30 protein-coding genes, 3 tRNA genes and 1 pseudogene are annotated in these 24,534 nt (G+C 56.4%); 12 read left to right on the top strand and 22 right to left on the bottom strand.

Annotation, left to right across the window (positions count from 1 at the left end):
- Window positions 1-25: 25 nt before the first annotated feature.
- The 7 genes from Q1K07_RS01925 to Q1K07_RS01895 all read left to right on the top strand — a co-directional run bounded on the left by Q1K07_RS01925 (window position 26) and on the right by Q1K07_RS01895 (window position 4,873).
- Entirely contained in the window at window positions 26-475 is a 450-nt protein-coding gene (locus Q1K07_RS01925; RefSeq protein ID WP_300306994.1) for an acetyl-CoA sensor PanZ family protein, read from the top strand.
- Window positions 472-2,871, top strand: coding sequence for an AsmA family protein (locus Q1K07_RS01920; RefSeq protein WP_300306991.1), 2,400 nt, complete (start codon window positions 472-474; stop codon window positions 2,869-2,871). Before Q1K07_RS01925 ends, Q1K07_RS01920 begins: the two co-directional genes overlap by 4 nt.
- 92 nt (window positions 2,872-2,963) lie before the next feature.
- A complete protein-coding gene (mutY, locus tag Q1K07_RS01915; RefSeq protein WP_300306988.1) occupies window positions 2,964-4,082 on the top strand; it encodes an A/G-specific adenine glycosylase in 1,119 nt (372 codons plus the stop codon).
- A 128-nt stretch (window positions 4,083-4,210) separates the two neighbouring features.
- Window positions 4,211-4,486, top strand: a complete 276-nt coding sequence (locus tag Q1K07_RS01910) for an oxidative damage protection protein (protein WP_300306984.1) — start codon at window positions 4,211-4,213, stop codon at window positions 4,484-4,486.
- A 90-nt stretch (window positions 4,487-4,576) separates the two neighbouring features.
- A tRNA-Phe gene (locus Q1K07_RS01905) sits at window positions 4,577-4,652 on the top strand.
- A gap of 7 nt (window positions 4,653-4,659) precedes the next feature.
- Window positions 4,660-4,734 (top strand) — tRNA-Gln (locus tag Q1K07_RS01900).
- Window positions 4,735-4,797: 63 nt separating this feature from the next.
- Window positions 4,798-4,873 (top strand) — tRNA-Thr (locus tag Q1K07_RS01895).
- A gap of 93 nt (window positions 4,874-4,966) precedes the next feature.
- Here the strand turns inward: Q1K07_RS01895 and Q1K07_RS01890 are convergent.
- Genes Q1K07_RS01890 through Q1K07_RS01835 form a run of 12 tightly spaced genes read right to left on the bottom strand, consistent with a single transcriptional unit; the run spans window position 4,967 to window position 11,120 of the window.
- Window positions 4,967-6,139 (bottom strand): hypothetical protein, encoded by a 1,173-nt coding sequence (locus tag Q1K07_RS01890; protein ID WP_300306982.1) that lies wholly within the window; start codon window positions 6,137-6,139, stop codon window positions 4,967-4,969.
- The gene (locus tag Q1K07_RS01885) at window positions 6,136-6,351 is read right to left on the bottom strand and encodes a DUF4224 domain-containing protein (RefSeq protein ID WP_149282505.1); all 216 of its coding nucleotides are present in this window, start codon (window positions 6,349-6,351) and stop codon (window positions 6,136-6,138) included. Before Q1K07_RS01885 ends, Q1K07_RS01890 begins: the two co-directional genes overlap by 4 nt.
- Window positions 6,348-6,584, bottom strand: coding sequence for a hypothetical protein (locus Q1K07_RS01880; protein ID WP_300306978.1), 237 nt, complete (start codon window positions 6,582-6,584; stop codon window positions 6,348-6,350). The genes Q1K07_RS01885 and Q1K07_RS01880 overlap by 4 nt, the downstream gene beginning before the upstream one ends.
- Entirely contained in the window at window positions 6,577-6,798 is a 222-nt protein-coding gene (locus tag Q1K07_RS01875) for a TraR/DksA C4-type zinc finger protein (protein WP_300306976.1), read from the bottom strand. Before Q1K07_RS01875 ends, Q1K07_RS01880 begins: the two co-directional genes overlap by 8 nt.
- Window positions 6,791-7,012 carry a hypothetical protein gene (locus Q1K07_RS01870; RefSeq protein ID WP_300306973.1) on the bottom strand — a complete coding sequence of 74 codons (222 nt, stop codon included), beginning with the start codon at window positions 7,010-7,012 and terminating at the stop codon, window positions 6,791-6,793. Before Q1K07_RS01870 ends, Q1K07_RS01875 begins: the two co-directional genes overlap by 8 nt.
- Complete coding sequence (locus Q1K07_RS01865) at window positions 7,005-7,220, bottom strand: hypothetical protein (RefSeq protein ID WP_300306970.1); 216 nt, start codon at window positions 7,218-7,220, stop codon at window positions 7,005-7,007. Before Q1K07_RS01865 ends, Q1K07_RS01870 begins: the two co-directional genes overlap by 8 nt.
- Before the next feature lie 23 nt (window positions 7,221-7,243).
- On the bottom strand, window positions 7,244-9,565 hold the full coding sequence (locus Q1K07_RS01860; RefSeq protein ID WP_300306967.1) for a replication endonuclease: 2,322 nt from the start codon (window positions 9,563-9,565) through the stop codon (window positions 7,244-7,246).
- Complete coding sequence (locus tag Q1K07_RS01855) at window positions 9,562-9,984, bottom strand: hypothetical protein (RefSeq protein ID WP_300306964.1); 423 nt, start codon at window positions 9,982-9,984, stop codon at window positions 9,562-9,564. The genes Q1K07_RS01860 and Q1K07_RS01855 overlap by 4 nt, the downstream gene beginning before the upstream one ends.
- Window positions 9,985-10,033: 49 nt before the next feature.
- Window positions 10,034-10,426, bottom strand: coding sequence for a hypothetical protein (locus tag Q1K07_RS01850; protein WP_300306961.1), 393 nt, complete (start codon window positions 10,424-10,426; stop codon window positions 10,034-10,036).
- 23 nt (window positions 10,427-10,449) lie between these two features.
- The gene (locus Q1K07_RS01845) at window positions 10,450-10,689 is read right to left on the bottom strand and encodes an ogr/Delta-like zinc finger family protein (protein ID WP_300306958.1); all 240 of its coding nucleotides are present in this window, start codon (window positions 10,687-10,689) and stop codon (window positions 10,450-10,452) included.
- Complete coding sequence (locus Q1K07_RS01840) at window positions 10,686-10,880, bottom strand: hypothetical protein (protein WP_300306955.1); 195 nt, start codon at window positions 10,878-10,880, stop codon at window positions 10,686-10,688. The genes Q1K07_RS01845 and Q1K07_RS01840 overlap by 4 nt, the downstream gene beginning before the upstream one ends.
- A 36-nt stretch (window positions 10,881-10,916) precedes the next feature.
- Window positions 10,917-11,120, bottom strand: a complete 204-nt coding sequence (locus Q1K07_RS01835; RefSeq protein WP_300306953.1) for a hypothetical protein — start codon at window positions 11,118-11,120, stop codon at window positions 10,917-10,919.
- A gap of 348 nt (window positions 11,121-11,468) precedes the next feature.
- On the opposite strand from Q1K07_RS01835, the gene Q1K07_RS01830 reads away from it, so the two are divergent.
- From Q1K07_RS01830 to Q1K07_RS01815, 4 genes are all read left to right on the top strand, one after another.
- On the top strand, window positions 11,469-12,185 hold the full coding sequence (locus tag Q1K07_RS01830) for a S24 family peptidase (RefSeq protein ID WP_300306950.1): 717 nt from the start codon (window positions 11,469-11,471) through the stop codon (window positions 12,183-12,185).
- An 86-nt stretch (window positions 12,186-12,271) separates the two neighbouring features.
- Window positions 12,272-13,111, top strand: coding sequence for a hypothetical protein (locus tag Q1K07_RS01825; protein ID WP_300306948.1), 840 nt, complete (start codon window positions 12,272-12,274; stop codon window positions 13,109-13,111).
- Window positions 13,112-13,141: 30 nt separating this feature from the next.
- The gene (locus tag Q1K07_RS21235; protein WP_366945011.1) at window positions 13,142-13,495 is read left to right on the top strand and encodes a S24 family peptidase; all 354 of its coding nucleotides are present in this window, start codon (window positions 13,142-13,144) and stop codon (window positions 13,493-13,495) included.
- 48 nt (window positions 13,496-13,543) lie between these two features.
- Window positions 13,544-14,281 (top strand): hypothetical protein, encoded by a 738-nt coding sequence (locus Q1K07_RS01815; RefSeq protein WP_300306944.1) that lies wholly within the window; start codon window positions 13,544-13,546, stop codon window positions 14,279-14,281.
- 124 nt (window positions 14,282-14,405) lie between these two features.
- Here the strand turns inward: Q1K07_RS01815 and Q1K07_RS01810 are convergent, their stop codons facing one another.
- Together Q1K07_RS01810 and umuD are read right to left on the bottom strand one after the other, a co-directional pair.
- Window positions 14,406-15,656 carry a Y-family DNA polymerase gene (locus Q1K07_RS01810; RefSeq protein WP_300306942.1) on the bottom strand — a complete coding sequence of 417 codons (1,251 nt, stop codon included), beginning with the start codon at window positions 15,654-15,656 and terminating at the stop codon, window positions 14,406-14,408.
- Window positions 15,640-16,074, bottom strand: a complete 435-nt coding sequence (gene umuD / locus Q1K07_RS01805) for a translesion error-prone DNA polymerase V autoproteolytic subunit (protein WP_300306939.1) — start codon at window positions 16,072-16,074, stop codon at window positions 15,640-15,642. Before umuD ends, Q1K07_RS01810 begins: the two co-directional genes overlap by 17 nt.
- Window positions 16,075-16,107: 33 nt before the next feature.
- On the opposite strand from umuD, the gene Q1K07_RS01800 reads away from it, so the two are divergent.
- Window positions 16,108-16,770, top strand: coding sequence for an SOS response-associated peptidase family protein (locus tag Q1K07_RS01800; protein WP_300306937.1), 663 nt, complete (start codon window positions 16,108-16,110; stop codon window positions 16,768-16,770).
- Between the two features lie 5 nt (window positions 16,771-16,775).
- Here the strand turns inward: Q1K07_RS01800 and Q1K07_RS01795 are convergent, their stop codons facing one another.
- The 8 genes and pseudogenes from Q1K07_RS01795 to Q1K07_RS01760 form a co-directional block, all read right to left on the bottom strand.
- Complete coding sequence (locus tag Q1K07_RS01795) at window positions 16,776-17,789, bottom strand: phage late control D family protein (RefSeq protein ID WP_300306934.1); 1,014 nt, start codon at window positions 17,787-17,789, stop codon at window positions 16,776-16,778.
- Window positions 17,786-18,229, bottom strand: a complete 444-nt coding sequence (locus Q1K07_RS01790) for a phage tail protein (RefSeq protein ID WP_300306931.1) — start codon at window positions 18,227-18,229, stop codon at window positions 17,786-17,788. The genes Q1K07_RS01795 and Q1K07_RS01790 overlap by 4 nt, the downstream gene beginning before the upstream one ends.
- Window positions 18,230-18,244: 15 nt before the next feature.
- The gene (locus Q1K07_RS01785) at window positions 18,245-20,920 is read right to left on the bottom strand and encodes a phage tail tape measure protein (protein ID WP_300306928.1); all 2,676 of its coding nucleotides are present in this window, start codon (window positions 20,918-20,920) and stop codon (window positions 18,245-18,247) included.
- Window positions 20,921-20,958: 38 nt separating this feature from the next.
- Window positions 20,959-21,117, bottom strand: a complete 159-nt coding sequence (locus tag Q1K07_RS01780; RefSeq protein WP_300306925.1) for a GpE family phage tail protein — start codon at window positions 21,115-21,117, stop codon at window positions 20,959-20,961.
- A gap of 2 nt (window positions 21,118-21,119) precedes the next feature.
- A complete protein-coding gene (locus Q1K07_RS01775; protein ID WP_300306922.1) occupies window positions 21,120-21,440 on the bottom strand; it encodes a phage tail assembly protein in 321 nt (106 codons plus the stop codon).
- Between the two features lie 56 nt (window positions 21,441-21,496).
- Window positions 21,497-22,006, bottom strand: coding sequence for a phage major tail tube protein (locus tag Q1K07_RS01770; protein ID WP_300306920.1), 510 nt, complete (start codon window positions 22,004-22,006; stop codon window positions 21,497-21,499).
- Between the two features lie 18 nt (window positions 22,007-22,024).
- A pseudogene (locus Q1K07_RS01765) lies at window positions 22,025-23,080 on the bottom strand (phage tail sheath protein); the annotation flags it as partial.
- A gap of 868 nt (window positions 23,081-23,948) precedes the next feature.
- On the bottom strand, window positions 23,949-24,533 hold the full coding sequence (locus Q1K07_RS01760) for a DUF4376 domain-containing protein (RefSeq protein ID WP_300306917.1): 585 nt from the start codon (window positions 24,531-24,533) through the stop codon (window positions 23,949-23,951).
- Between the last annotated feature and the right edge of the window lies 1 nt (window position 24,534).

Genomic DNA, 24,534 nt, shown 5'->3' with positions numbered 1-24,534 from the left:
GCTTCCCGGCCAATGGAGACTGCTTATGCCGGTGACTCTTTATCGCGTCGATCAGACCGTCTGGGACGCTGAAGAGCAAGTGCGCATCGACCTGACGCGCATTTATGCCGATGCTCCTGAAAATCGTATCCAGTTGCCTCCTGGGGCCTATGTCACCCAGCACCTGGCCAGGGGCTTCTTCTGGGGTGCCCGCTTCAACGATCGCCTGCTGGGCGCCGTTGCCGTGTATGAGGATGGCGACGCCTGGCGTCTATCCGACCTTTGCGTACGCAAGACCACACGTCGCCGCGGCGTGGGCTCTCGACTGATGGCATTGATCAGCGCTGAAGCTGGCGGCAAGGGAATGCGTCTGAGAGTGGATTCAGCGCAGCTGGAGGTGGCCGATCAGGTGCTGCTGCAGCGCATGGGATACCACCTTACGCGCACGGGTGACTATTTTGAGCTCGATCTGCCCACAGGAGACAGTGGTCGATGAAACGTTTGTTAAGAACCTTGCTGGCTGTCGTCGGCGTACTCGCTCTGGTGGCGGTTGGGGCGGTGGTCTATGTCTCCACTTTCTTCGACCTCAATGATCTCAAGCCACGGCTGGTCGAACTGGTGGAAGAGCACTCCGGCCTGGAGCTGGAACTGGATGGGCCGCTGAACTGGTCATTTTATCCCCGCTTGGGCGTCAGTGTTTCCCAGGCTGAAGCCCGGTTGCCGCAGCAACCTGATCAGGCTGCCCCCTTTGCGGCTATCGACCATGCATCTGTCAGTCTGGCATTTGCTCCGCTGCTGAAAGGTGTGGTCGCAGTCGATGGACTGACGCTGGACGGCCTGAGCCTCAATCTCAAGCGTGATGAACAGGGCAATGGCAACTGGGAAACGCTGCTTGAGCGCCTGGAAGGAAAGGGCGAGGGCGCCGAAAAGGCACTGGCCCCCGCCAGTGCCGGTCCCAGCCTTTCCAGTGGCAGATTCTCGGTGGCACTCAACATTGCCAGTGTGGATGTGTTGAACGGGACCCTGCGGCTGGTTGACGCCAAGGCCGGACGTGACTGGCTGGCCGAGGATCTCAAGGTGAATGGTACCAACGTCAATCCGACGTCGGCTTTCCCTGTCACATCATCTTTTGTGCTCAAGTCATTTGATCAGGTGGCGAAAGGCCAACCGCAGGAAGGGCAGCAGCAAGAAGGACAGCAGGAAGAGCAAATCCAGGGGGAGCAAGAGAATGGCAGCCCCCAACTGGAAAGCAGTGTCAAGCTGACTGGCCAGGTTGCCCTTGGCCTGGTGGACAAGCGTTACGCACTGACGGACTTCTCCTTGCAGACCGATACCCTTCTGGAGGGGGAAAGTGCCAGCCAGAAGGCGACCCTGGTCGGCAACAAGCTGGTGCTGGATCTGGACCAGCAGCGCTTGCTGCTGCGCGGTGGTGTGCTTGATGGCTCCCTGCTCGATCCGCGCCTGGGTGAAAAGCCGGTCGATCTCTCCCTGGCCTTCCAGCTGGAGTCCGATCTTGCCGAGGACACGGCGCAGCTGCGTGATATGGCGTTGACCGGTCCGGATGGCCTATCCCTGCGAGGTAATCTCAACGTTGCCGACCTGACGGGTGAACCGAGCTACGATGGTCAGCTGCGTCTGGCGCCGATGTCGTTGCGTCCCTGGTTGACGCGGATGAATGCGTTACCTGGCATGGCAAGCTCCGACGCCTTGTCGGAAGTGGCCCTGACTAGCCCTGTGAAAGGCAGCATGGATGAGATGACCCTCAAGGGCCTGACGCTGGTTCTGGATGATCAGACGTTCAGCGGTAACCTGGCAGCGCGCTTCGATGGTGGCAGCCTGAGTGTCGACCTTGAAGGAGAGGGCCTGGACCTCGATAGTTACTTGCCTCCGACGGAGGAACCCCAGGGCGAGGCGACGGCAAGTATTCCAGGTATTTCTGCGGCCATTGCCCAGGATGAGGCGACCGCGATTCTTCCGGCTGAATGGCTGGCGAGAGTTGAAGAAGACGTGGACCTCGCACTCGGGAAGCTGATTCTCGGTGGCCAGACCTACGAGGATGTCATCCTCAAGACCCAGGGCAAGGATGGAAAGCATCGCCTTACCCAATTCGATGCGGACTTTCATGAAGGCAAGTTACAGGCGACGGGGGAGCTGGACGCCACGGAAAAACCACTGAAGTGGACGCTGACACCCAAGGTTCAGGACGTCCGCCTGGCGCCATTGCTGGTCTCGCTGGGGGAAGATCCTGCTCCCTTGGAAGGTCGGCTTGATGCCGAGGGTGAATTCACTTCGCGTGGCAATGCTTCGCATGAGCTGGTGCGCCATTTGAATGGCACCCTGAAAACGCAGATCAAGGAAGGCAGCATTCCGCGGGCCAATATTTCCCGCCAGCTGTGCACAGCAGTGGCCAGCCTGGAAGGCGAGTCCACCACTCGAGATTGGAGCGAGAACACTCGCTTCGAGGACATCAGTGCCACCTTCGATATTCGTGACGGCGTCGCGCACAACGAAGATCTGTTGATCACACTGCCTGGCATTGAAATGCGTGGCCAAGGGCAGCTGGATCTTGGTTCCAGAGTGTTTGAGGCCACAGGTGCAGGGCACTTTGTGGATACCGCCGATGCGGCCTGCAGTGTCAATCCTCGTCTGACCAAGCTGGAGTTCCCGGTGCGCTGCGAGGGTACTCTGGGTACGGACAGCAAAGAATGGTGTTCCTTCGATACTGATGCTTTCCGCCATAATCTTGGTCGCCTGGCCGGAGACGAGGTCAAGGGCCAAGCTCAGGAGAAGCTTGAAGAGCGCCTTGATAAAGAGCTGGAAAAGCTCGATGAACGTATTGGCGACGATGCCAGCAAGGAACTTCGTGACGCAGTACGTGGTCTATTCAATTGAGCACCAAGCAAGCCAGTCCCTGCGCCGACAGCCATGTCGGCGCTTTTTTTCGTGCGTGCTGAACACTGCGCGAGGATAAGTGCAGGTCCCCTATGACAAATATTTCTTCCGTGAATGATGGTACCGGCGCTTCTCTGCCGGTGCTCGACCGCGACACCTTTGCCAAGCGTCTGCTGGACTGGTTCGATGTGCATGGTCGCCATGACCTGCCCTGGCAGCAGCAACGTACTCCCTATCGGGTCTGGGTATCGGAAATCATGCTGCAGCAGACTCAGGTGGCCACTGTGATTCCCTATTTCGAGCGCTTCATGGAGCGCTTCCCCGATGTGTCATCTCTGGCCCGAGCCAGCCAGGACGAAGTGCTGCACCTGTGGACCGGGCTTGGGTACTACGCGCGGGGGCGAAATCTGCACAAGGCTGCTCAGGTCGTGGTGGCCGAGCATGCGGGAGAGTTTCCCGTGGATAGCCTCGACGCTATGGCGGCACTGCCAGGCATCGGACGTTCTACGGCGGGGGCCATCATTGCTCAGAGCACCGGGCAGCGTGCCGTAATCCTGGATGGTAACGTCAAGCGCGTGCTGACTCGTCTGCATGCCCAGCAAGGCTGGCCTGGTCGGCCGGCAGTGGAGCGTGGACTCTGGCAGTTGGCCGAACACTATACGCCAGCCGAACGAGTGGTGGACTTCACCCAGGCGATGATGGACCTGGGGGCAACCCTGTGTCGCCGAGGCAAGCCGGACTGCGAGCGTTGTCCTTTTGCTGATGTGTGCGTTGCCCATGCCCAAGGGGAAGAGAAACGCTTTCCTGAGTCCAAACCGAAAAAAAGCATCCCGGTTCGTACGACTCGGATGCTGGTGCTGAGTGACTCCCAGGGGCGCATTCTGCTTGAGCAGCGCCCGGCAGAGGGGCTGTGGGGAGGTCTGTGGATCCTTCCGCAATTCGACTCGGATGCCGAGATTGATGCGTGGCTGGCCGAGCATGCCCCGGGAGCCCTACGCTCAGCCGCGTGGGAGTCCTTTACGCATGTGTTCAGTCACTTTCGCCTGGAAATCACCCCAGTGCCCGCGCAGGTGGAGCAACTGAACAGCGTGGCCGAGACCCGTATGTGGTACGACCCCGAAGCCCCGGCTGCTATCGGCCTGGCTGCGCCGGTGAAGAAACTGCTTGGCTCGCTGGCGCCTTTCGCCTTGAGCCAGCCGCCTTCGGAATGAGTTGAGGGACAGGATTGAGGGACATGAGCCGGAGGAAGAGAGCGCCGCTCACTGATATGCTGCTCGCCAAACTTGTATCTTCCGATCACGCATTTTGCATTGCCCTGTCCATATATGAGGAGACATCCATGAGCCAAACGGTTTTCTGCCGCAAGTACCAACAGGAGCTTGACGCCCTGCCGTTTCCACCGCTGCCCGGAAAGAAAGGCCAGGAGATACAAGCGACGGTGTCCCAGAAGGCCTGGCAGGAATGGCAGGCACTGCAGACTCGCCTGATCAACGAGAAGCATCTCAATATGCTCGATCCTGCCGCCCGGGAATATCTGATGGAGCAGATGGAACGCTTCCTCGACAACCAGGAAACTGATCAGGCCGAGGGCTATGTACCTCGCGATCAGCCATGAAGGATCTCTTTCACCTCATCGCCATCTTTTTGAAAGGAAAGGGGTTGACGGAAAGAACCTCTTAGGGTTTAATACGCGGCGTTGGCAAGGGGCCAGATAGCTCAGTCGGTAGAGCAGGGGATTGAAAATCCCCGTGTCGGCGGTTCGATTCCGTCTCTGGCCACCAACTTTGCTGGGGTATCGCCAAGTGGTAAGGCACCGGTTTTTGGTATCGGCATTCGGAGGTTCGAATCCTCCTACCCCAGCCACGCCAACCCTATTTTAGGGTGCTGGGAAGCAGTACCATCAGCAAGTGTTAAGTGCGTTCAAGAGCCGACATAGCTCAGTTGGTAGAGCAACTGACTTGTAATCAGTAGGTCCCGGGTTCGACTCCTGGTGTCGGCACCATACTGAAAACACACTAAAATCAAGCACTTGCTAAGCATGAAAAACCGCCTTCGAGGGCGGTTTTTTTGTATCTACATAGACAGACTACATAGTTTACGAGTCTTTTTCAGCCCCAGGCCAGGGTACGATAGGTGTGCTGAGATCGTAGACGTCCAACATTGCGGCGGAGCGATGGCCGCTCGCTTCTTGTTTATCGTGGCGGGTGCCTTGGGTGTCGGTGATCCCGCGACGCTTCAGGTCGTGTAGGCCGAATCTCTCTTCCTTGGTAATCACCTCTTCCTCGATGGCCATCTTGATCAGCCGCTGCCAGGCGGTGTCCAGGCTCGACTTCCGCAACTCGCCACCATCGGCGGCTACGATTAAGCTCCTGCGAGCTGGATCGGCTGGCACGGCGGTCATGCGAGCACGCCAGATCCTGGTACGGAGCTCTGTCGCCTCCTGCCACGCTGTGCGTAACCTGGGGTACCAGCGCACGATATTGTCCCGGCTTCCCTTGCGACGATTAGTCATCACCCCTTCGGTGATTGCGTTGGCATCGGTCAGGGTGACAATCTCGATACCGCGCAGTCGGCAGATGTATGCCAGCTCCATGACGATCCACAAATAGGGCGCGCAGGCACCTTTTTCGCCACGGCTGCGTTGGCCACGCTCTCGGGCAAAGGCTGTCAGCCGTTCAATAGTGTCGAGCTCCGGCAGGCGGCGCAGGCGACGCTCTTTGGCTGACTCCACACCCTGGGCGGGGTTGCTGTCGCAATAGCCACGATTGATGCCCCACCGAAACAGTCGGCGCAGGTAGCGCAGTAAGTGGTTTGCCTTGGCAGGTGTGCCCTCGGCGGCAATCTTGTCGACGATGCGCTGGACCAGGGCCGGTTTGAAATGACGGGTGGCCAGGTCGCCCAGCGGCTTACCCAACTTGGTCGGCATGGTCAAAGCCAGATCGCGGCAGTAGTCATAATCCTTGCGGGTCTTGGGCTCGAGGTTCTTGTATTGGGCCGACTGGTGAAACTGGTCCGCCAGATAGCGCAGTGTATCCCGGTCAATTCCCTGGCGTTGCTCCATGATGCGGTGGAGCTCCGACAAGGTAGCCTTTGAATCCGCGATAGTGACGCCCTTGAGCGTTCCTGCTTCGTTCCGGTACTGAGTGAACCAGCGTCCCCTGCCTCTGGGGTCGTAGTAGACCCCTTTGGGCAGCTTGGCTTGGTCGATGTGTCGCGGGATCGCAGGATTATAGCGGCGTCGAGATCCGCTCAGTTTCTTGCCGGTCATATGATCTGCCTTGCGTCCAGGTCATCATCATTGGCGTTCTGGATAAGCCCTCCAGCCTGGTTGATCAGGTCGATGGTGGTCCAGGGGCCGGAGCGCCCATTGAACACTCTCACGCCCTGCTCTCGCAGGCAGCGGGCGACGTCGCCGGGACGCTGGTAGCCGGTAATCTGCTTTAGGTCTTCACAAGACAGCACAGTCTGCTGGCTGATCATGTCAGTGGCCCCTTCTCCAGTTGCTTGAGTGCCTTGCGTGCAGCCGTAGCGAAGGCCTTGCGGTGGCTGGTCTTCTCGACCCGAGTGGCATCGAGGCGGACCAGGGCACCTGCACAGATCTCGAGGGTGTAAGCTGGGCCTTCACGCTGGAGCATCAGCATCAGGCTGACACAGGCGTCCTGGGCACTGGTATGAATCAGGCTGCTGATGCGCTCACGCTTGGCATCATGCATGGCGATACCTCCCGGCTTTCTTCTCGCGGATACCCTGGCACTCAATGCAAGTGGTCGCCCAGGGAGCGGCCTGGCGACGAGCGGCAGGGATCTCACTCCCGCACTCTTCACATTCATCATTTGCAGCCATGGTGTCCGGCAGGCGGCATGTGGCCATGGCACTTTCCATGCGACGTTCCATCAGTTCGCTGGCAATGTCGGCGATATCAGCCATTGGCGAGTTCCTTCTCAGGGATAGCGGGGTGGTAAGTAATTCGATAGCCACGGCTCCACAGGGGGAACCACAGCAGCCAGGCAACGGCAGAGCGCACGGGGCGACCTGCGCGGCGTGAGGCAAAACGCTGCATGGCGATACTCTGGCTGGTTGCCGTGCTGTAGGGATCGACCCGACCTTGCGGGTCGAACACCATGTAGAGGCGATCACTCATGGATGCGCTCCTGGATAGCCTGGCTATCCCGATACGCGCAGCGGTGTTCCTCGAGGGCAGTGCGCAGCGCTTCTTCACTGTCGAAGGCAATAACCATGGCGTAGCGATGACGTACCTGGCCGTTATCCTCGGACAGGACCGCGAGCTCTCCAGCATCCTGCAGGATGCCGAGAGGAGCCGATGGGGTAACGTGATGTTGTGTGTGCATGCTCTTCTCCCTGTCGTATTGGCTCAGCACAGCTCTGGCGGGAAGTACTCTTCCTGCTCAGGTATTGGTGCCGGTATGAATCGCCCACGCTCGGCGAGAACACGCCGTGCCGTCGGGTCGTTTTGAATGAGCCGCAGCGTTGCAGCTCGGACATATCGCGCTTCGATATCGGCGCTCTCTATCTCTGCGCGGGTAACTTCGCTTTCTCGCCACTCCTGGAACCGCTTGAGCTGGTCGGCGAGGATCTCGGGAGGCGGGGTTCGGGGGGTAATATCGACCCCCGTACAGTTATTGACACAAGTCCAAGCGTCGCCGGCTTCGCCGACTCCGAAACGCCCCACTGCATTCTGCTTGCGTGAACGAATCTCCCAGCGAAACAGGCGTGTGAGGTACTCAGAGGCATCGCCTCTACCATCCTTCACCACCAGACCAACGGTGGACTTGATGGCTTCGCCATAGCGGCCACGTTTTTCGATACCTGTGATGACCTCGCCAGTGGCGTGACTGAATGGATCTCGATTGGGGTCCATCCGAGTGACGACCCAAGGCTTGATCGGTTGGTCTTTCCTTGGTGTGTTGGGGCCGCCCATTAGGCGTAGAAAGAGATCCCACTGACCGGCATTGGCAGCCTTGCGGATTTCATGGAGGCACCTGGCTGCCCGGGGGATTGGACGGGTAGCTTCTTCCCACAAACGCAGTTGCTCGGACTGCTGTTCCGTCAGACGGCGGATTTCCCGCCACACTGTGACGGATGGCAGCCCTACAAATTGGAACTGGCGAATCCCCCATACAGCCGCCCAGGCTTCGATACGTGGCGCACTGGAGGCCATCTCCTGGCCGTAGTTGTCGGCCTCCATGAACTGCTGGCCGTTGATGTTCTTGCTGATGTACTTGGCCACATAGCCAGCTGCTGTTCCTCGGCTGTAATCGATCTTGACGGCCTTGAAACGGGCAGAAGACTTGTTGCCCCAACGGTCATACAGCTCTTCGGGTGACTCGGACTCGGCATACTCTCGCAGGACCTCGACCACCCGAGGCTCGTCCTCTGGTTTCATCCACAGCAACAGGTGCCAATGTGGTGTTCCATCGTGATGAGGCTCTACGACTCGAATGCCATAGACTGCCAAGCCTTCACGGGCCAGCTTGGCGCGAGCCTTGGCCCATACTTTCTGCAAGTGCTGTTGGGCTTCCCGCGGGGTACTGCCGTCATACTTACTGTTGCGGTGGCAGTTCTTGGCATGCACCGGATGGAAGCGCGATGGAACCGTGATAGTGAAGAACATGCCAAGGTGGCCAAGTCGCTGCGCCTCGGCTTCGGTATCCCGAATGCGGAGCATCAACTCGGCACGACGATGATCAGCGTTGGCCAGGCCCAGCTCGGCGAGCTCGGCCAAAGTGTATGTCTGGCCATCCTGGTTGATGGCTTCCAGGGTCTCGAGCAAAGCACGGTTACGGATCTTCTGCTGGCTGCGGCGAGCCAGGGTCATGTTGCTGCAATAGATACCCGCACGCTTATGCACGCGGTGAGCATCGCGCTGTACCTGCTCAAGGCGACGACCACAGATTCGGCGCAACTGGCGACGCCACCACAATGAACATGACAAACGGGCCAGCTGCCGTTCACTACTCCAGCTCAAAGGGGGCGGCACGATGCTATGCAAACGAGCACGTTTGCGGGCCTGGCTGAGAGCCATCTCTGTGGCCACGCTCAGGCTCATAGGTGGCAGATAATTGAAGTGGAATACCGCCATCAACGGTGCGCACAAGGGTGGTGGTGTCAGAGGGTTACGTGAATCGGCAACGTGTTCGCGATACTGACGTGCTCTCTCAGATAACGGTCCTGACAGTTCACAAGGCGGCACTGGCACTGGCAGCAGACCATTGCGCCGCCGCCGGTTGTAGTCAGCGATGTTGCCAATGATGCTGTCGCGCTCTTGCTCAATTGCCCTGGTTTGAGCTTCCGCATAGGAAACAAGCGCATCATCATCATGAGTAGCTGTGAAAGCACCCACCTTTAGGCGCTTCTCAATTTCGATCAGCCAGTCGTTGGCTGCCCGAATGCCCTCGATAGAGCTGCTCTCACGAGCTCGGATCGCTGCAGCACCTTTCATGAGGTCATCAGCGATGGGAGCAAAACGCTGATAGATATGGCCAGGCTCAATCAAGTCACTGGCATGGCGACGCAGCCAACGGTTGCCTGCCGCATTACCGTGGCGACTGGCAACGTGCACAAAGCCTGCCGCAAGGTCCTCTGCCAGGCTGGGTAGCGGGCTCCAGAAATTGGCCTCACGCCACTTGTGACACTCGTGGTTTCCGAACTGAAGGGACTTTTCCAGCGCTGTCATGCTATGCCTCTCTCGATGATAGAGAGCCAGTGCATGGCAGCTTCTGTATTACCTGCAGCAAGAGCCTCACGGGCATGGCTGGCAAGTTCACGGCTGGGATGTTGATGTTCCCCATGAAGTCGATCACGAAGCTGTGAGGCGTAACGGCTCATGCGATGAATGGACGCACGGATGGCATCTCGATCAGCCTTGCTCATGTCTTCAATGGCCCGACGAGGGTCACGTTGAAGATGGTGAAAATTGGCACTGGCCATCAAGGTGCGACGCTCTGGATGGGAGAGGTCATTCCACAGCTCTGCCAAGTCCTTGTCAGCCTGGCGATCTCTCAACTCTGCACACAGCTTTCCCCAATCCCCGCGGTCAGCTTTTACGGCGGAACTCTGGTGAGATGTGGGCAATGGATGGACGGTTGCAGCCATGGTGATGACCTCCGGTACTCGATCGATCTGATACGGGAATAGGCAGTGGTCAGTGCTCTATGACGACCGGGCGTCGGGACTCGCGGTCCACCACTTTCGCTTCACCTTCATCACGAGCACGGTCCAGCAACCGCAGTAGCTCAGTCACTGTGAATGCCACAGGACGTCCGCCTTCTGTGCGAAGCACTACTAGGTGGGAGGTCGAGGAATTGATGTCGACTCGAGCTACCTGGTTCATGCTCTCGATATCGGCATACGCCTGAAGCGCCGTAATTTCGGCAACGTGCTCTGGCATGTCATGGTTGACCACCAGGTGCTCGATGCAGTTGGCCAAGGCTGATACACGGTTCGTCCCGCGCTGACGGAATAGTTCAGCAGTAGCGAGGTTGTGCGGGTCGAGTTGTGGGGCTCGGGTAGCAGAAAAAGGCACGACTGTGCTCATGGAATGTCTCCTGTAACGGGGATTCAGCTGGACTGGAGCTGATCGAGCAGAACTTGGCGGCTGCTAGGCTCGAGGGCGATAGCTACCTCGGGATTGGGGCGTCGGCTGGGACTGGTGGTGAGTACCATCTCGACCTGCAATTTGCCGGCCCACCCACAATCCGGGTTGATGCACTGTGCATACGCTTCGATAAACACCGGGACCGGCCGACGGCTGGAGCGGGTGATGGTGCGTGACTGGCAATGTGGGCAGGTGATCCTCACCGGCTATCTCCTTGGTTGTTGACGGGGTATAGCGCTCTCCCTCGTCCAGTGAGGCTGCTACTTCCTCGGCGAATACGACGTCGAATCAGGAATTCCGCTGCTTGTTCTCGGGTTTCCAGGCCACAGCGCTGGCAAACCTCGTCGAGAATGGCTGCCATCCTGTCGTCGACTGGTATGGGTTGCTCAGGCATGCGTACCTCTTTTGCACGGTGGATTCGCCCCTTCATTCAGGAAGCACGAGCCGCCATAGTCGGCTTTACGTCATCAAGGTCGATGCCCAGCACTTCCATGGCTTCCTTGATGATCATGGTTCGCATGACTTCTGCCCTGGATACGCCCAGGTAGTTGGCATGAGCTGCAACGATGTCGGCCTCGTACTGGTCGAGATACACAGTGACTTTCTGACGAACACGTTTGGGGTCCGGGTACATGACAGCTTTCCTTTGCGACAATGCAGGTAACGAATCAGGCTCGGTGGATAGGGTTAATGACGAAGCCCCGTCTCTCGAGCCCTTCAATGACAAGAAGACGTGCTTCCGCAGATAGGCTGGATCCTTCTTGTGTCGCTAGCTCGATGAGGCACGCACGTTCATTTGGAGCGAGACGAAGACCCACTGGACGATTGCCAACACCTCGTGGGGAATAGGTTGCGTTCGGGACGACAGGGCGACTCATGATGTATGCTCCACTTTGAGTAACGCTTTACACATTTTGAGTTTGATCACATTTCGTCATCTTTGCAACACGAATCGAGATCAGCTCTTATATCGAGTTGTTATATGGACACGAAACGTCTGTCTGACGAGGTGATAACTCGTCTCAAGATGGCTACGAACACAAAAAGCGATAGTGAGCTTTCAGCCTTCTTCGGCTGGAGCAAAACCGCTATGACGAATAAGCGGCAGCGAGGAAGTGTTCCGTATGACGAGGCTGTCCAAGTATCGGTTACTCAAGGAATCAGCCTTGACTGGCTGATACTGGGGAAAGGCGATGCACCAGAGGGACTGAAACAGGTGCCTTCGGCGGCTTTTTCCGCAGACGACGGAGCTCCACTATCAGTGGCCATGAAGCCTAGCCCCGGCTTTTGCTCTATCCCTATGTACGACATTGAGGCTGCTGCTGGTGATGGCCGCTCACTCGAGCAGGAGAACATCGAGACCACTTTGTATTTCGAAGGTGAACAGCTATCTGCCCAGGGGCTGGACCCTACCCATGTTGTTGGCGTGAAAGTGCGTGGCGACAGTATGGAATCGACACTTTCCGATGGTGACTGGGTGTTGGTTGATCGCAGTGACCGGCCAGATCGTCCAGAGGGTGTTTTTCTATTGCTCGTAGAAGGCGAGCGACGTATCAAGCGAGTACAGCGGGTCGCAGGTGGTGCCTGGATGCTTCTAAGCGACAACAGCCACTATCAGCCAGAAATGATTCCACCTGAGAAAATGCCTTCTGTGGAGCTTCTTGGTCGCTGTGTAGTAAAAATTGGCAGGATCGCATAACAGCATAATCACGAACCTGCATAACTGGTGATGTGATTATGTTCAAAAACAGGCCCCGCTAGAGGGCCAGAGTCGTAGGGAACACTATGAAAGAACTAATGTTGGTTTCGCTTTTCTTTGTGGGACTCGTCATTGCTTGGCGGTTCGTCAACAACAAGCTCAAGCACAAGGGGAGAGGCTTCCTGGTACGCCACTTTTCTGGGTCCATAGCAGGCACCATTTTCGGCTTTTTTATATTTATTATTGCCTTTGCTATTTTTGGCCCCGAACCTGACTCTAGTGAAGTGAAAACTGCATCTACGAATGATGTTGAAGTACAGGAAGCTGATCAACCAAATATAGCTTCACTTTATACTATTGTGAGCGATAAGGTTCAGCGGCCATATAAAAGAACTGTCGAAGTTAAACTTCATCAAAGAGTAGATGAACCAACTCTTGAGTTGATCGGAAAGGCCATTAAATCAAATGGTGATCAGGGAGTTGATCGCACTTTCATTGGTTATCGGCTTGATGGCCAAAATCCGGGATCTTCTTATTGGGGAACAACACACTATAACCCTGACTTAAATGTAAGCATCTCAGGCTTGAATCCAGATGAGTTTGATGCTCTTCAGCGCTATGATATATCTGATAAATACGAAAATATTTTAGGATCATGGGTCATTGAGAGAGGCTTCAATTATCTGGCGGTAGCTTATAAGAAAGATGGAAACTATTACATCGATGATGTTTTTCCCGGTGAAGGAGTAAATACCACCTCTTATGGTGCATCAGAACTCGATGATGGAACTCTTCGCCTCCAAAAACACGATGATGAGTTCGGTGAGTATTTCGTCATAGACAAAACTGGGAGCCTTCAATTCTGGAGTGAAAATGGAAACTATTTCACTGCAAAACCCAGAAATCCCAATGAATCGAAGTCTTGAGTAGTCAAAGATTCTGTATTGAGAAGGCTTATGTTAGTTACATATCTTGGCCCGGTAGTACCGGGCCTTACCGATCCATGTGTTTTGTCGCTTGGGGTACGAGATATTCCCCTCAGTTGCTATCTGGTGGAAGTCTCAGATGAAGCTGGAGTTGAAGGAAAAATTCAGGAAAGCGACGTGCTGGTAGTAGACGAAGCACGAGCATTACAGCATGGCGATCTGGCTTTGATGGACGTTGAAGGCCAGCTTCGCCTCTTCCATTGCCATCGTATCGGTGGATCTTTTCGCATGATACCTGCTGGCGGTGGTCAAGGTATATTCGCCAGGCCCTGTGATGTGAGAGGTGTAGTGGTAGCGCAGCATCGATCTCCTCACGCAATATAATAAATATATTTTTAATTGAATAATGTTAATTAATTATGGTGCTCATGTATGAACTGTAAACTATGCTTAAAAGAATCTGAGTTAAGGAACTCTCATATTATTCCCAATGCTTTCATTAGGAGAATTAAGCAAAATGGCCTAGCCACCCATGTTAGTTCTGATCTTGATGAGCCAGTCCGGGAATCCATTGAAAGCTTTCACGAAAAAATGTTTTGCGGTGACTGTGAGCAATTCTTGTCGAGGGAGTATGAAAGTTATGCGATTCGCTTTCTTAAAGGACAGGAAAAAGGTGTCAAATTCATAAGATATAAAGATAAAGTTAGAGCATCAGGAGCTAATCTTAGAAAGATCTATCTTTTTGTTCTTAGTGTATTTTGGCGTTCGGCTTTATCTTCTCAAAGCATATTCTCCCATAAAGTGTTTTTTCCTGAATATCTTATGGATGAGTTCCGATATTGTATTCTTAATGGGAAAGCTAATCATAATAGTCCTTATGTACTTAAAATCTCAAGACTAGTATGTAATCACGATTTTGGAGATATCACAGGTGAAGAGCTGGTGAAAGATCTAGTTATGCTTCCATTTCATAGGATAAGTGACGAAGAAGCATCATTTCATTGGGTTGCATTAGGGTTTATTTTTTCGTTTTCCGTCTCTGGGTCCAAACTTAAACCTATAGGGTCTTCTGTATTAAGAAGCCATGGAAGTAAAGTCTCTGCACATTTCGTCGAGTTAAGGGACGTTCGAGAAATTATGGAAGTCCTGGATACTATCCACCAACGATGAATGCGTTCATATCATGTACCATACAGGCGGTCTTATTAGCCATCTACTTCTGTTCTCCAATTTTATTGGAAAATCAGGAAAGATCTCTGATTATCTCTTTTGATAGGGCCTGAGGCAGTACACACTACACAACAGTCGGCAGTTCTCCCCAACGTGTTGTGTACTCTGGAGATCTAAATTTCTGTCGCATATACCATGGCTGTGTGACGCCCTGGGCGGCGAGATACACCGCCTGCTTGCCATGTCGTTTTTTGATCGCATCAAGGGCAGCCATCAACTTGTCAGATTTCAATGACTGGCCGGGTTCGAGCATATCGAACTGATGGTATCGCCGGTCCAGCACTTCGATCATCCCTACCCCGGCTTTCATGAACTGATGGCCAGACCGATACAGCTCTGCTACGGCCTTCCGCGCGGTACTTGCGACGAGCCGCACGTCATCTGTGGGGTAAGGCAGTTGTGCAACCGTGCTGGCACTGTAGAAACCGGGTTCAAATGGCGAAGTATGCAAGAACACATGCAAGGTAGTAACCAGGCCATTCTGTGCGCGTAGCTTGTCCACAGCGCGGGAAGCATAAAGCGTTACTGCCTCTTGAATTGGTTCCAGAGTATCCAGGCGCTTACCGAATCCCCGGGTGCAATAGATCTGCTTTTTTGCCGGCGGTACGTCCTCCAGGGCGAGGCACGGGCGCCCGTTCAGTTCCTCGATCGTGCGCTCCAGGTTGATGCTGCTCGCCCGCCTAACCACCTTGGCATTTGCCGTGGCCAGGTCCCATGCCGTGTAGATACTCAGTTCCTCAAGGCGTTTGGCCAGGCGTTTCGCTATTCCCCAGATCCCTGTCACCGGGGTGCGTTTCAACAGCCATTCCCATTTGTATGGCTCATCGAGCACGCACACACCATTGCACTTGGGAATCTTCTTCGCAGCACGGTTGGCCAGCTTGGCCAAAGTCTTGCTGGGTGCAATACCTACCCCCACCGGCATTCTGACGTGCTTCCATACGCGGTCCTTGATCTCCCTGCCCAATGTCGGGAAGTCCACTTGCAGGCCGGCCAGGTCCAGGAACATCTCGTCGATGCTGTAGACCTCAATTCTTGGGCTGAATGTCTGCAACGTGGTCATCACACGGTCGGAAATATCGCCATACAGCGGATAGTTGGACGAGAAGATTGCCACATGGTGCTGACGTAACAGGCGTTCGATCTTGAAGAAAGGTTCCAGGTCTGGAATGCCCAGCGCCTTGGCCTCCTTCGATCTGGCAACGACGAAGCCGTCATTGTTCGAAAGCACCACTACTGGCCGGCCGCGCAGATCGGGCCGAAAGATCTGCTCGCAGCTCGCATAAAACGAGTTGCAGTCAACGAGGGCGAGCACGGAATAGCCTAATAGAACTGATGACCGTCCCTTCAACTTCGAAACAGGCACCCTCAGAAATGACGATGGGCGGGTAATCCTGGTGGGCTGCGATCAGCCGCCGGCGCGGAATATCCAGAATCTTGCATGTCAGCTCACCGTTCAGGCTAGCCAACACCACATCTCCATCCCGCGCATCTTCCGCGCGGTCTACGATAAGTAAATCTCCGTCGAAGATGCCGACACCTTCCATGGATTCGCCTTGTACCCAGCAATAGAACGTCGCTTCCCTGTGGTGGATCAGGTACTCATTGAGGTCAAGACGGCGGTCCATGTAGTCGTCTGCCGGGCTGGGGAAACCAGCACGGACGCGGGCCAGAAAGCATGGGGCAGCGAAGGCGCTTTCAACCTCGCTACGTGATACGAAGGTAACGGACATTCTCTAAACCTGGACATATATACAGGTAAAAGTATGTGTACCAATTACGTCCTGGTCAAGACAAGTGGCGCTACGCAGCTAGCTGAAAGGCTAGGTGTGAGTCATAACGATTTGATCTACGGAACAAACTTCAAACCCGGAAGTTTGATCAGCATCGTTACTGGGTCCGATGGTGGCCACGTCGTGCGGCCTGCTATCTGGTGGCTGTATTTGCAGCAGACAGCAGAGGGCTTGAAGCCCCACAAGGATTACTTCTCGGTCAATACCAACTATCGGAAAGTGCCCAAGAAACCGGAATACCGCCAAAGCCGCTGCATCATTCCAGCCACAGCCTTTGTGGAGAGCCAGGACGGCAAAAACCCCCACTTGCTCAAGCCGGCGGACGGCAGCGCCATCGCTTTTGGTGGGCTGTACAAGGAATGGGTCGACCAGGTCACCGGTGAACTGGTCTATTCCGCGTCAATCATCACTTTGGCAGGCATTGAGCCCCTGAGAGACATTCACCGCAAGTCGGTGCCGCTATGGCTGCCCGAAGATGCTTACAAGGACTGGCTGTCACCCGCGATCATCGATACATCGCGGCTGGATTACCTGCTTGAACCGGCCTTGCGTGGCGACCTGATGGCAACACCGATAGACCGGACCTACAGCAAAGTACCGACCGGAGAGGCATTTCTCATTCCCAGTCAGTTCTGACAAGGTCAACCCTTCACCTCCATTGTCAGCGCTGTGGTGTAGGCACTGTCATTCAGTGTGTGCACTACTTCGGTGATCAGCCAGTTGGTCTCGTCGATCTGCGGTTTCCACCCCTGCAACTGCACTGGTGTTTCGGGATAGAGGTCTGGTCGTCCCTCGGCTAGATCCAGGGTGAACTCAGCTCCGCCACGTTGGAGCCGTTGCCACTCTGCGCGGGCAGCCGCAAGCGCATCCTCCTCGCTGGCATAGGTCGGACGCAGGCTTTTCAGGTTCTCGGTCTCTCCGGCGATCACTATCTTGCGTTCAGCACCTGCAGTGTCATTCCAGAATGCCTTCACTCCGGTATACGCATCACGATCGGAGACGGTATAGCGATGCGTGTCACCCACCTGGCGATAGAGCCGAATCGGTGGGATCTCTGTTCCGCCTGCCGTAGTGGCCTGTCCAGCAGGGATAAACAGCAAGTTGCCAGCTTTGATGGTAGCCACAGCATCGTAGCGCTCGGCCAGGCGCGTCAGAAAATGCAGATCACTCTCGTCGGTCTGGTCGATGTGGCCCACCCGGATTCCGGCCAGGTCCATCGATACTTTGGGTTCGAGGTCATGGCGTTCTGCAATTGTGGCGATGATGTCGCGCACAGTGATGTCGTCCCAGCTTTGCGTACGCTTGCCGGGGAGATCCTGACGCATGTCAGCAGAACGTGCACGGATAGTGAGGGTGTCTGGAGCCCCAAAGTGCTCGATTTCATCGACGATATAAGTGCCTCGATCCACCAGGCCATCTCCTTTCCAGCCAAGGGAAAGTTGCAGTTCTGCACCTCGCGAGGGAAGGTCGAGACGTCCATCATGGTCCTCGAGCTCAATGTCCAACTGGTCGGCCTCAAGGCCACGGCGGTCGGTCAGACGAAGAGACTGCAGGCGGGCACCGAATTCCGGACTGATGCGCTGGCCAGCCAGGGATATATCGTAACTGGGCACTCTGGCTGGGCGGCCTTGCTGCTGGAGAAACCATGCCGTCATGCCAGGACTCCAGTCAGTGCGCGGGCCGTTACGTTGCCGAGGCGGCTGATAGCATCACCGCTATCCTCATCAATGCGCTGTAGAGTCAGGTCGAACTCAATCTTCTGAGCGCTACCATCTCGCATATGGTGGCTCTTGCTTTCGTTCATACTTTCGATGATGAACAGGCCGTAGTAGCTGCCATTGCCCTCGATCAATGGCCAAGCTGCTCCCTGGCTGGCCATCTCGCGTAAATAGTCCAGGTTCTGCTGACCACCGGTGAAATGGGGCAGCAAGGTTCCTGTGAGCGTGATGGTGTCATCTGCAGGTCCGAGGAATTGCCGAGCAGGCCGCCTGCCAATTCGGCTCTGCGGTGCATGTCGCCAGGACGTTCGGCGTTGAAGCTCTCGATAACTGGCGGTACTCAGCCCGAACACGAACAAGCCATAGGCCATCATCATCAGTGAAGCTCCTGATCAGTCGATATCGTGAAAGGCACTGCGTCGACGTGCAGATTGCTCTCGGGCAGCTCGGTCCAGGGCGCGCTGAACTTCGGCGGCGACATAGCGGGCGAGGGCTTGTTCGTCCATGCCTGGCGCGGCATAGACATTGATGTCGCCAATACTGATGGCCACGTCGCCATTGATGCCGGCAGACAGTGGTGGCCGGTGGTCGATAGGCACGTCTGCTATCGTGGCGGTATCCAGCACACCGGCCGTGGCCGTCGTGAGCCCCAATGCCCCAAGGGCAATGCCGGCACCTGCCTGAGTCATGCGCTTGGCAAAGGCGGCAATCTCATCGAGTGGTCCGCGTTCACTGCGTTGGATGCCTTGCTGGTAGCCATCCATGGTGTGGCCACCCAGTTCAGCGAACACACGCGAGGGCGAATGGATGCCCAAGGCGCTCTTGAACCAGTCAGCTACAGCATCAGCCGTATTGCCGATGGATTCTTTCAGAGACTGCCAGCGTTCCTTGATGCCGTTGACCAGACCTTCGATGAGGTTGGTACCAAACTCGGCGAATACACGGCTGGGGCTATTGATACCGAGCTTCTCTTTGAACCAGGTAATGACATTCTGGCCCATCTCGCTGATCGACTCCCCGAGAGGTGCCAACTTGGCGGTGATTCCGCCGATCAGCCCATCGATGATGGCACCGCCCAGCGTGCGCATGTTCTCGGGGACTTTCACCCCCAGCATTTCCAACCCTGCGCTGATACCTCGCCACAGCAGGCCAAGTGGCGACCAGTCCATAATCAGGCGCGAAACTCCCCCAATGCCATCATGAAAGGCGGTCTTGATCTGTTCCCACCGATCGCCGAACCATCCGGCGATGGAATCCCAGTTGCGATACACCAGGTAAGCCACCCCCGCCAGGGCAGTGGCAGCCGCGACGATGCCCATGATGGTCAGGCTGACAGGATTCAATGAGAGCAAGGTAAGGGCATAACGCACCATGGCGATGGGGCCCAAAATGGAGCCGAGCATGACCATCAGGCTGCCACCCGCCGCCACCAGGGTGGCGAGACCTGCTGCTGCCACTGCCAGCTGACCGGTGAGTCGAGGGTTTTCTTTCATCCAGTTGCCAACGGCGCGAGTAATTGCGGTGACGTTCTGGATCAGGTCACGCAATGGACCTTCGTTGGTATCAGTGATGGTGATGCCGATTTCTTCCCAGGCACTACCCAGCCCTTGCAGATCGCCTTGGATGTTGTCTGCCATGGTCTTGGCTACCCGGGCGTTCTCGCCAGCGGCATTCTCGAGTATCTCCACAAACTTCTCGATACCTGCAGACCCCTGCTGGGCGATGAGCTCCGCCATACCGGCACCGGGCTCCTCGCCAAAAATATCTTTCAGATAAGCGGCTCGGTCGGCATTACCCATGTTCTCAGTTGCTCTGGCCACATCAGCAAGGATCTTAGGCACCTGGCGTAGATTGCCATCGGCATCCTTGGCATCAACGCCCAGTTCCCTGAGGGCACCAGCGGCACTGCTCGTCGGTGCGGCAAGGCGTGTCATCATCGCGCGCAAAGTCGTACCGGCCTGACTGCCCTGAATACCCACATTCCCCAATAGGCCTGTCATGGCGGCGGCTTCTTCTATCGAGACCCCCATCGCTCGAGCCTGTGGTGCAACGTACTTCATCGACTCACCCAGCATCTCGAGATTCACGTTGGCTCGAGTGGTCGTCGCGGTCAACACATCACCGACACGCCCCATTTGCGCGGGATCCAGCCCGAAGCCAGACAAGATGTTCGAGGAGATATCTGCGGTGCGCCCCAGGTCGGTGCCATTGGCCTTGGCCAAGTTCAGCATGTCGGGCATGGCTGCCATGATCGCCTTGGGATCGAAACCCGCCATGGCCAGGAAGCCTTGGGCATCGGCAGCTTGGGTGGCACTGAATGATGTGCTCGATCCCAGCTCACGCGCCTGACTGCGCAAGCCTTCCATCAACGGATCATCTTTGTTCAGGCGGGTGAGTGCTTGAACACGCGACATGGCCGCACCATAGTCGACGCCCGGAGCCAACATTCGAGCGCCCCCGTAGAGCGTCGCGCCGCCAGTGGCAAGTCCAGCAGCACCGGCCCCCGAAACGCGGCCGGCATGTGAGATGCCCCGTTGATACCGTCGAGATGCCTCTGCCGCCAAGCGCTGTTTGCGGGCAATTTCTCCCAAGTGGCGCTGTTGCTTCTGCATCTCCTGGTTGGCTTGTTGGATCCGGCGTTGCAACTCACGTTGTTGGTCACCGAGCTTACCCGTCACACCGTCGACCCGAGTCATGCTGCTACGTAGCTGCTGGAGCTGCCGCTGTTCATTCCCGTACTGTTGGCTGAGTCGGCGCGCCTGACGAATGGCTTCATCTCGCTTGCGCGTCAGGGCCGTGGTATCTCCCTCGGCATTCTTGATCTGCCGGGATAGGTCTCGGATCTCTTGCTGCTGGTCCTTGAGGGCGCGGCTTGAGGTATCGGCCTGTCGCTTGAGGTCACGGAATCCACGCAGATCTTTCTGGGCACGTTCAAGGTGGCGCAACTGGTCGCGACTAGCCTTGAGGGCTTCAGCAGTTTTGCCACTGCCCTGGGTGATTTTCTTCAGGGGGCGGGTGGCCCGATCCACCGTATCCAGGATGACTTGTAGACTGAGCTTGTTGGCCATCTGGATTCCTTACCGTGGCGGAGTGGATCAGGTCGGGTTCACTTGCGGGGTTTGGGAGAGGGCTTGGGTTCGTAGCGAAGGCGGGCTCGCTCTCTCCACGCCATGAGCTCGGCAAGTTCCATGTCGTCCATTTCCATGGGACCCCAGTGGAACACCATGGCCAGGTCGGCCATGGCGTCATCCACGCTTTCGGGCAATGCTACTCGTTGCCCTCGATCATCTTCTTCGGTAGCAAAAAACCAGCGACGGTGCCTCCCAGTTGCACGAGGTCAGCAGGGTCAAGCCCTCGGATATCGGCTTCGGTCAGGGCGGGCTCGGTGATACGTGGCAATACCTTGGTCAACGCGCTGACATCCATCTGAAGGATGTCCGTCAGAGCTACACCACGCAGCGCACCAGACTTCGGTTTACGCACCTGGACTTCGCGGATGGTGGTTTTGCCACGGGCAATCGGTTCGTCCAACTCGACGGTCTCGAAGGTAGCTTTGGGCTTCTGTTCGGTTGTGGTGTTGTCTTCCACAGTCATTCTCCTGATGGTTCAGCTTTCCCCTGGTGGGGACTAATCGGGGTGGTGAATCAGAGGCCCAGTGCCTGGCGGCGCTCGGCGAGGCGGTCGGTACCGTCGACGATGAACACATAGCCGGGTTTGTCGATCTCGATCTTTACCTGGCCATTGATCGTCAGCTTGTAGTAGCTGCAGGTGGTCGTGACGGATTGGGTATTGGCATCACCCTTCGAGGCTTCACCCATGCCAATGGTCTTGTGACGACCTCGCACGACGATCTCGACAGGCACCACCTCGCCGTCCTCGTCGCTCTCGTAGCTACCGACAAAGCGCAACATGGCGGCATCGTGGATAGGGCTACCGTAGCTGTCGAAGATCTCGGGAAGCAGGCCGCCTGGTGACCATTCGAACTCGATGTTTTCCTGGCCGAGATCAATCTCGACAGGGCCATCCATGCCGCCGCCTTCGTACTCGACCATACGGCGAGTGAGCTCGGGCAAGGTGAGTGTCGGGATCAGGCCCTGCCAGTTGTGGCCGTCACCGAACAGGTTGTAATCCTTGAGGATGCGCGGAAGTGCCATAGTTCAGTCTCCTAGGGATCAGGCGGCGGCAACGCGGTCGGCGAAGTCCAGCAGGTAACGATCGGTGATGCGCTGCTGGAGCATCAGGTTTTCGAGAGGTGGCACCGGGGTGTAGTCGTAATCGATGTATAATTTGCCAGCCTTCAACACCTCGGGGCTGTTGAGCTCGGGATCGAACCAGGCGACACCGCCGAGGATGTAACCTTGACGGGTGAGCTCGCGGAACTTGGCGTTGATACCCTCGACAATGTCTTTGACCAGGGACGGATGCATCGGCAGATCGACTGCCCAGAGGTGCGCTTCGGCAATGGTGTCGGCCAGCACCTGCGCTGTGCGGGTGTAGTTCTCAAAAGCAAACAGCGGATCGATAGTGCAGGTGCGGGAGCCCCAGAACCGGAAGCCGCCGCGATTGATCAAGGTGGTAACTTCGTGGCTGTTCAGGTAACCCGCGTCGGTGGCTGGATCCTGCAGATCCCAGAACACATCGGCAGAGATGCCGGTGACGCCATTGACTGGTTGGTTGGATAAGGTCTTGTGCCAGCCAATCTCGTTGTCGAGCTTCGCACGCATGCCGAGTGCGCGAGCCACGGCAGACAGGTTGCGCGTGGTGCTGGTGGCCGTGTCCCAGCCGGTGAAGTCCGGCCAGATCACCATCACTTCGCGAGCTCCGAAGTTCTCGCGGTACATCGCCGCTTCTTCCTTAGTTGCACTGCCACCAGCGCTGGCATAGACAAAAGCACGCAGCTTCTGAGCAATACCGATCAGTTCGCTGACCACATCGGCATCATCCAGCTCAGGAACGCCGAGGACGCGAGGCTTGACCCCGAATCGCTGCTCAGCCGCGAGCAATGCCTGCATGCCAGTTTTCTTGCCGTTAGCATCTGTGCCACCGATAACGGCCGTCTTGGTGTCCGCTTCAGTAGCACCTTCCGCGACACGGACCACGACTACCATGGCCTTTGTCTGGTCGGCAATGGTATCCAGTGCACGGGCAAGTGTTCCCTCGGTACCGGCCTTGCCAGCAGCGCCACGCGGATCGGTGATGAGCACCGGAGTATCCAGCGGGAATGGCTCGTCCTGTCCACCCGTGAGATTCTGGAACCCTACTGCGGAGACAGTAGCCGCGCCAGAGCCTGCCTCGGTGGCGCTGACCAGATCAGCTGCAGCCTGTTCGCCATTGACGGCGGCGGCGACCTCGGCAGCGGTGCTGATGACATCGCCTGCTACATCTGTGGCCAGACTGACGGTGATATCGCTGCCGGATACTGAGACTGCGAGTGCAGCAGACTCGGTACCGGGGTCTGTATAGCGGATGCGAATACCGTTGGCATCGGTGCCAGCGGCAACGGCAGTAAAGGTCACGCCGGATCCTGTCGCGGCAAAGTCGATGGTCAAGGTTGCGGCAGTACCGGCTGCGGCATTCGGTGCTGTGGCCACCATACCGATCACCGACGTTGATACGGTGCGAATCGGTCGAGTGCCTTCATTGATTTCAACGACGCGGACGCCGTGATGATAGTCCTGGGCCATGATCAGCTCCTGCAGGCGTGGATCGGGCAGTTGGCATATGTGCGAACATGCTTGCCCATTCGCCTCCAGGGGAGCGAGCGTTGGCGGTTGTAGATCGGCGATTTACAACGGGTAGCAGGCGCAATAACGGACCAGCCCGCCGGGTGGCGGGCTGGTCCAGTATCGAATTGATAATCCATATCAGTAGCCATGGCAGGTAAATGGCTATCCCGCAGTCATGGCCTAGTGTGTGTTCACATAGAAACGAAGCTAACTCAAGTATTAGGCTCAGTGCTTCCGCTTTGCGCATGGTACCTCCTCGCTTTGTGTAGAGTTAGAAGAGGCAGTTTTGCGCCGTCTTCTATAGTCCGGGTCAGCGAGGTAAGCATTAGAAAGCCCGCCGGGTAGCGGGCGGGGAAGGGACTAGGATGGACTACCAGGTAATAGCTTCGATACTTTCTCGGTCATTGGTCGTTAGAGCTTGCTCGATAGCGCCTTTCAATTGCCAAGACTTGTCCTGCAACTGTTTCTTGAATGCCGTGGCGGAGTCTGTCAGCTCGATCATCTGTCCAGGTGTCAGCTGATACATCCTGTTGGACAGAACACGAATGTATTGTGCTGGCACTGTGATGTCCTGGTCGCGTAGATCCCGTGCTTCGATGGCCAGGCGAATCAGGTTGGGTTCATCTTGTGGCCGGGTTTGCACGACTTCTTTGGTACCGTCTGGCATCGTCCAGGGCATACCCTTTTCCAGGTCCATGATGAGCGCCGAATCGATTTCAGATCGCTTAAGAGTGGCGAGTTTTTCTATAGGAATCGGAGGAATAGGAGTCCAAGTTGGCCGGCCATTACCATCACTGCCAAGCCGATAACCTGTTGGAGCTTCGCCCATGACATACGCCAAAAGCTCATCTTCTCTCAACTCGATAGCGTCATCTGGCCACGTGCCTGCTTGGTCATAATCCCCTTTCAGTGCAAACGGGAAGAAAGCATTTTCTCTTGCGCTAAAATAAAACACT

Origin of the sequence: Halomonas sp., assembly GCF_029263665.1 — a bacterium.
Classification (GTDB): domain Bacteria; phylum Pseudomonadota; class Gammaproteobacteria; order Pseudomonadales; family Halomonadaceae; genus Halomonas.
Note: the sequence above shows the minus strand (reverse complement) of the source record. Positions and strands in the feature narration are given on the sequence as shown.

Coding starts and splice junctions, on each gene's coding strand:
- Q1K07_RS01925 (WP_300306994.1), top strand. CDS start 26: ATGCCGGTGACTCTTTATCGCGTCGATCAGACCGTCTGGGACGCTGAA.
- Q1K07_RS01920 (WP_300306991.1), top strand. CDS start 472: ATGAAACGTTTGTTAAGAACCTTGCTGGCTGTCGTCGGCGTACTCGCT.
- mutY (WP_300306988.1), top strand. CDS start 2,964: ATGACAAATATTTCTTCCGTGAATGATGGTACCGGCGCTTCTCTGCCG.
- Q1K07_RS01910 (WP_300306984.1), top strand. CDS start 4,211: ATGAGCCAAACGGTTTTCTGCCGCAAGTACCAACAGGAGCTTGACGCC.
- Q1K07_RS01890 (WP_300306982.1), bottom strand. CDS start 6,139: ATGACCGGCAAGAAACTGAGCGGATCTCGACGCCGCTATAATCCTGCG.
- Q1K07_RS01885 (WP_149282505.1), bottom strand. CDS start 6,351: ATGATCAGCCAGCAGACTGTGCTGTCTTGTGAAGACCTAAAGCAGATT.
- Q1K07_RS01880 (WP_300306978.1), bottom strand. CDS start 6,584: ATGCATGATGCCAAGCGTGAGCGCATCAGCAGCCTGATTCATACCAGT.
- Q1K07_RS01875 (WP_300306976.1), bottom strand. CDS start 6,798: ATGGCTGATATCGCCGACATTGCCAGCGAACTGATGGAACGTCGCATG.
- Q1K07_RS01870 (WP_300306973.1), bottom strand. CDS start 7,012: ATGAGTGATCGCCTCTACATGGTGTTCGACCCGCAAGGTCGGGTCGAT.
- Q1K07_RS01865 (WP_300306970.1), bottom strand. CDS start 7,220: ATGCACACACAACATCACGTTACCCCATCGGCTCCTCTCGGCATCCTG.
- Q1K07_RS01860 (WP_300306967.1), bottom strand. CDS start 9,565: ATGACAGCGCTGGAAAAGTCCCTTCAGTTCGGAAACCACGAGTGTCAC.
- Q1K07_RS01855 (WP_300306964.1), bottom strand. CDS start 9,984: ATGGCTGCAACCGTCCATCCATTGCCCACATCTCACCAGAGTTCCGCC.
- Q1K07_RS01850 (WP_300306961.1), bottom strand. CDS start 10,426: ATGAGCACAGTCGTGCCTTTTTCTGCTACCCGAGCCCCACAACTCGAC.
- Q1K07_RS01840 (WP_300306955.1), bottom strand. CDS start 10,880: ATGCCTGAGCAACCCATACCAGTCGACGACAGGATGGCAGCCATTCTC.
- Q1K07_RS01835 (WP_300306953.1), bottom strand. CDS start 11,120: ATGTACCCGGACCCCAAACGTGTTCGTCAGAAAGTCACTGTGTATCTC.
- Q1K07_RS01830 (WP_300306950.1), top strand. CDS start 11,469: ATGGACACGAAACGTCTGTCTGACGAGGTGATAACTCGTCTCAAGATG.
- Q1K07_RS01825 (WP_300306948.1), top strand. CDS start 12,272: ATGAAAGAACTAATGTTGGTTTCGCTTTTCTTTGTGGGACTCGTCATT.
- Q1K07_RS21235 (WP_366945011.1), top strand. CDS start 13,142: ATGTTAGTTACATATCTTGGCCCGGTAGTACCGGGCCTTACCGATCCA.
- Q1K07_RS01815 (WP_300306944.1), top strand. CDS start 13,544: ATGAACTGTAAACTATGCTTAAAAGAATCTGAGTTAAGGAACTCTCAT.
- umuD (WP_300306939.1), bottom strand. CDS start 16,074: ATGTCCGTTACCTTCGTATCACGTAGCGAGGTTGAAAGCGCCTTCGCT.
- Q1K07_RS01800 (WP_300306937.1), top strand. CDS start 16,108: ATGTGTACCAATTACGTCCTGGTCAAGACAAGTGGCGCTACGCAGCTA.
- Q1K07_RS01795 (WP_300306934.1), bottom strand. CDS start 17,789: ATGACGGCATGGTTTCTCCAGCAGCAAGGCCGCCCAGCCAGAGTGCCC.
- Q1K07_RS01790 (WP_300306931.1), bottom strand. CDS start 18,229: ATGATGATGGCCTATGGCTTGTTCGTGTTCGGGCTGAGTACCGCCAGT.
- Q1K07_RS01785 (WP_300306928.1), bottom strand. CDS start 20,920: ATGGCCAACAAGCTCAGTCTACAAGTCATCCTGGATACGGTGGATCGG.
- Q1K07_RS01770 (WP_300306920.1), bottom strand. CDS start 22,006: ATGGCACTTCCGCGCATCCTCAAGGATTACAACCTGTTCGGTGACGGC.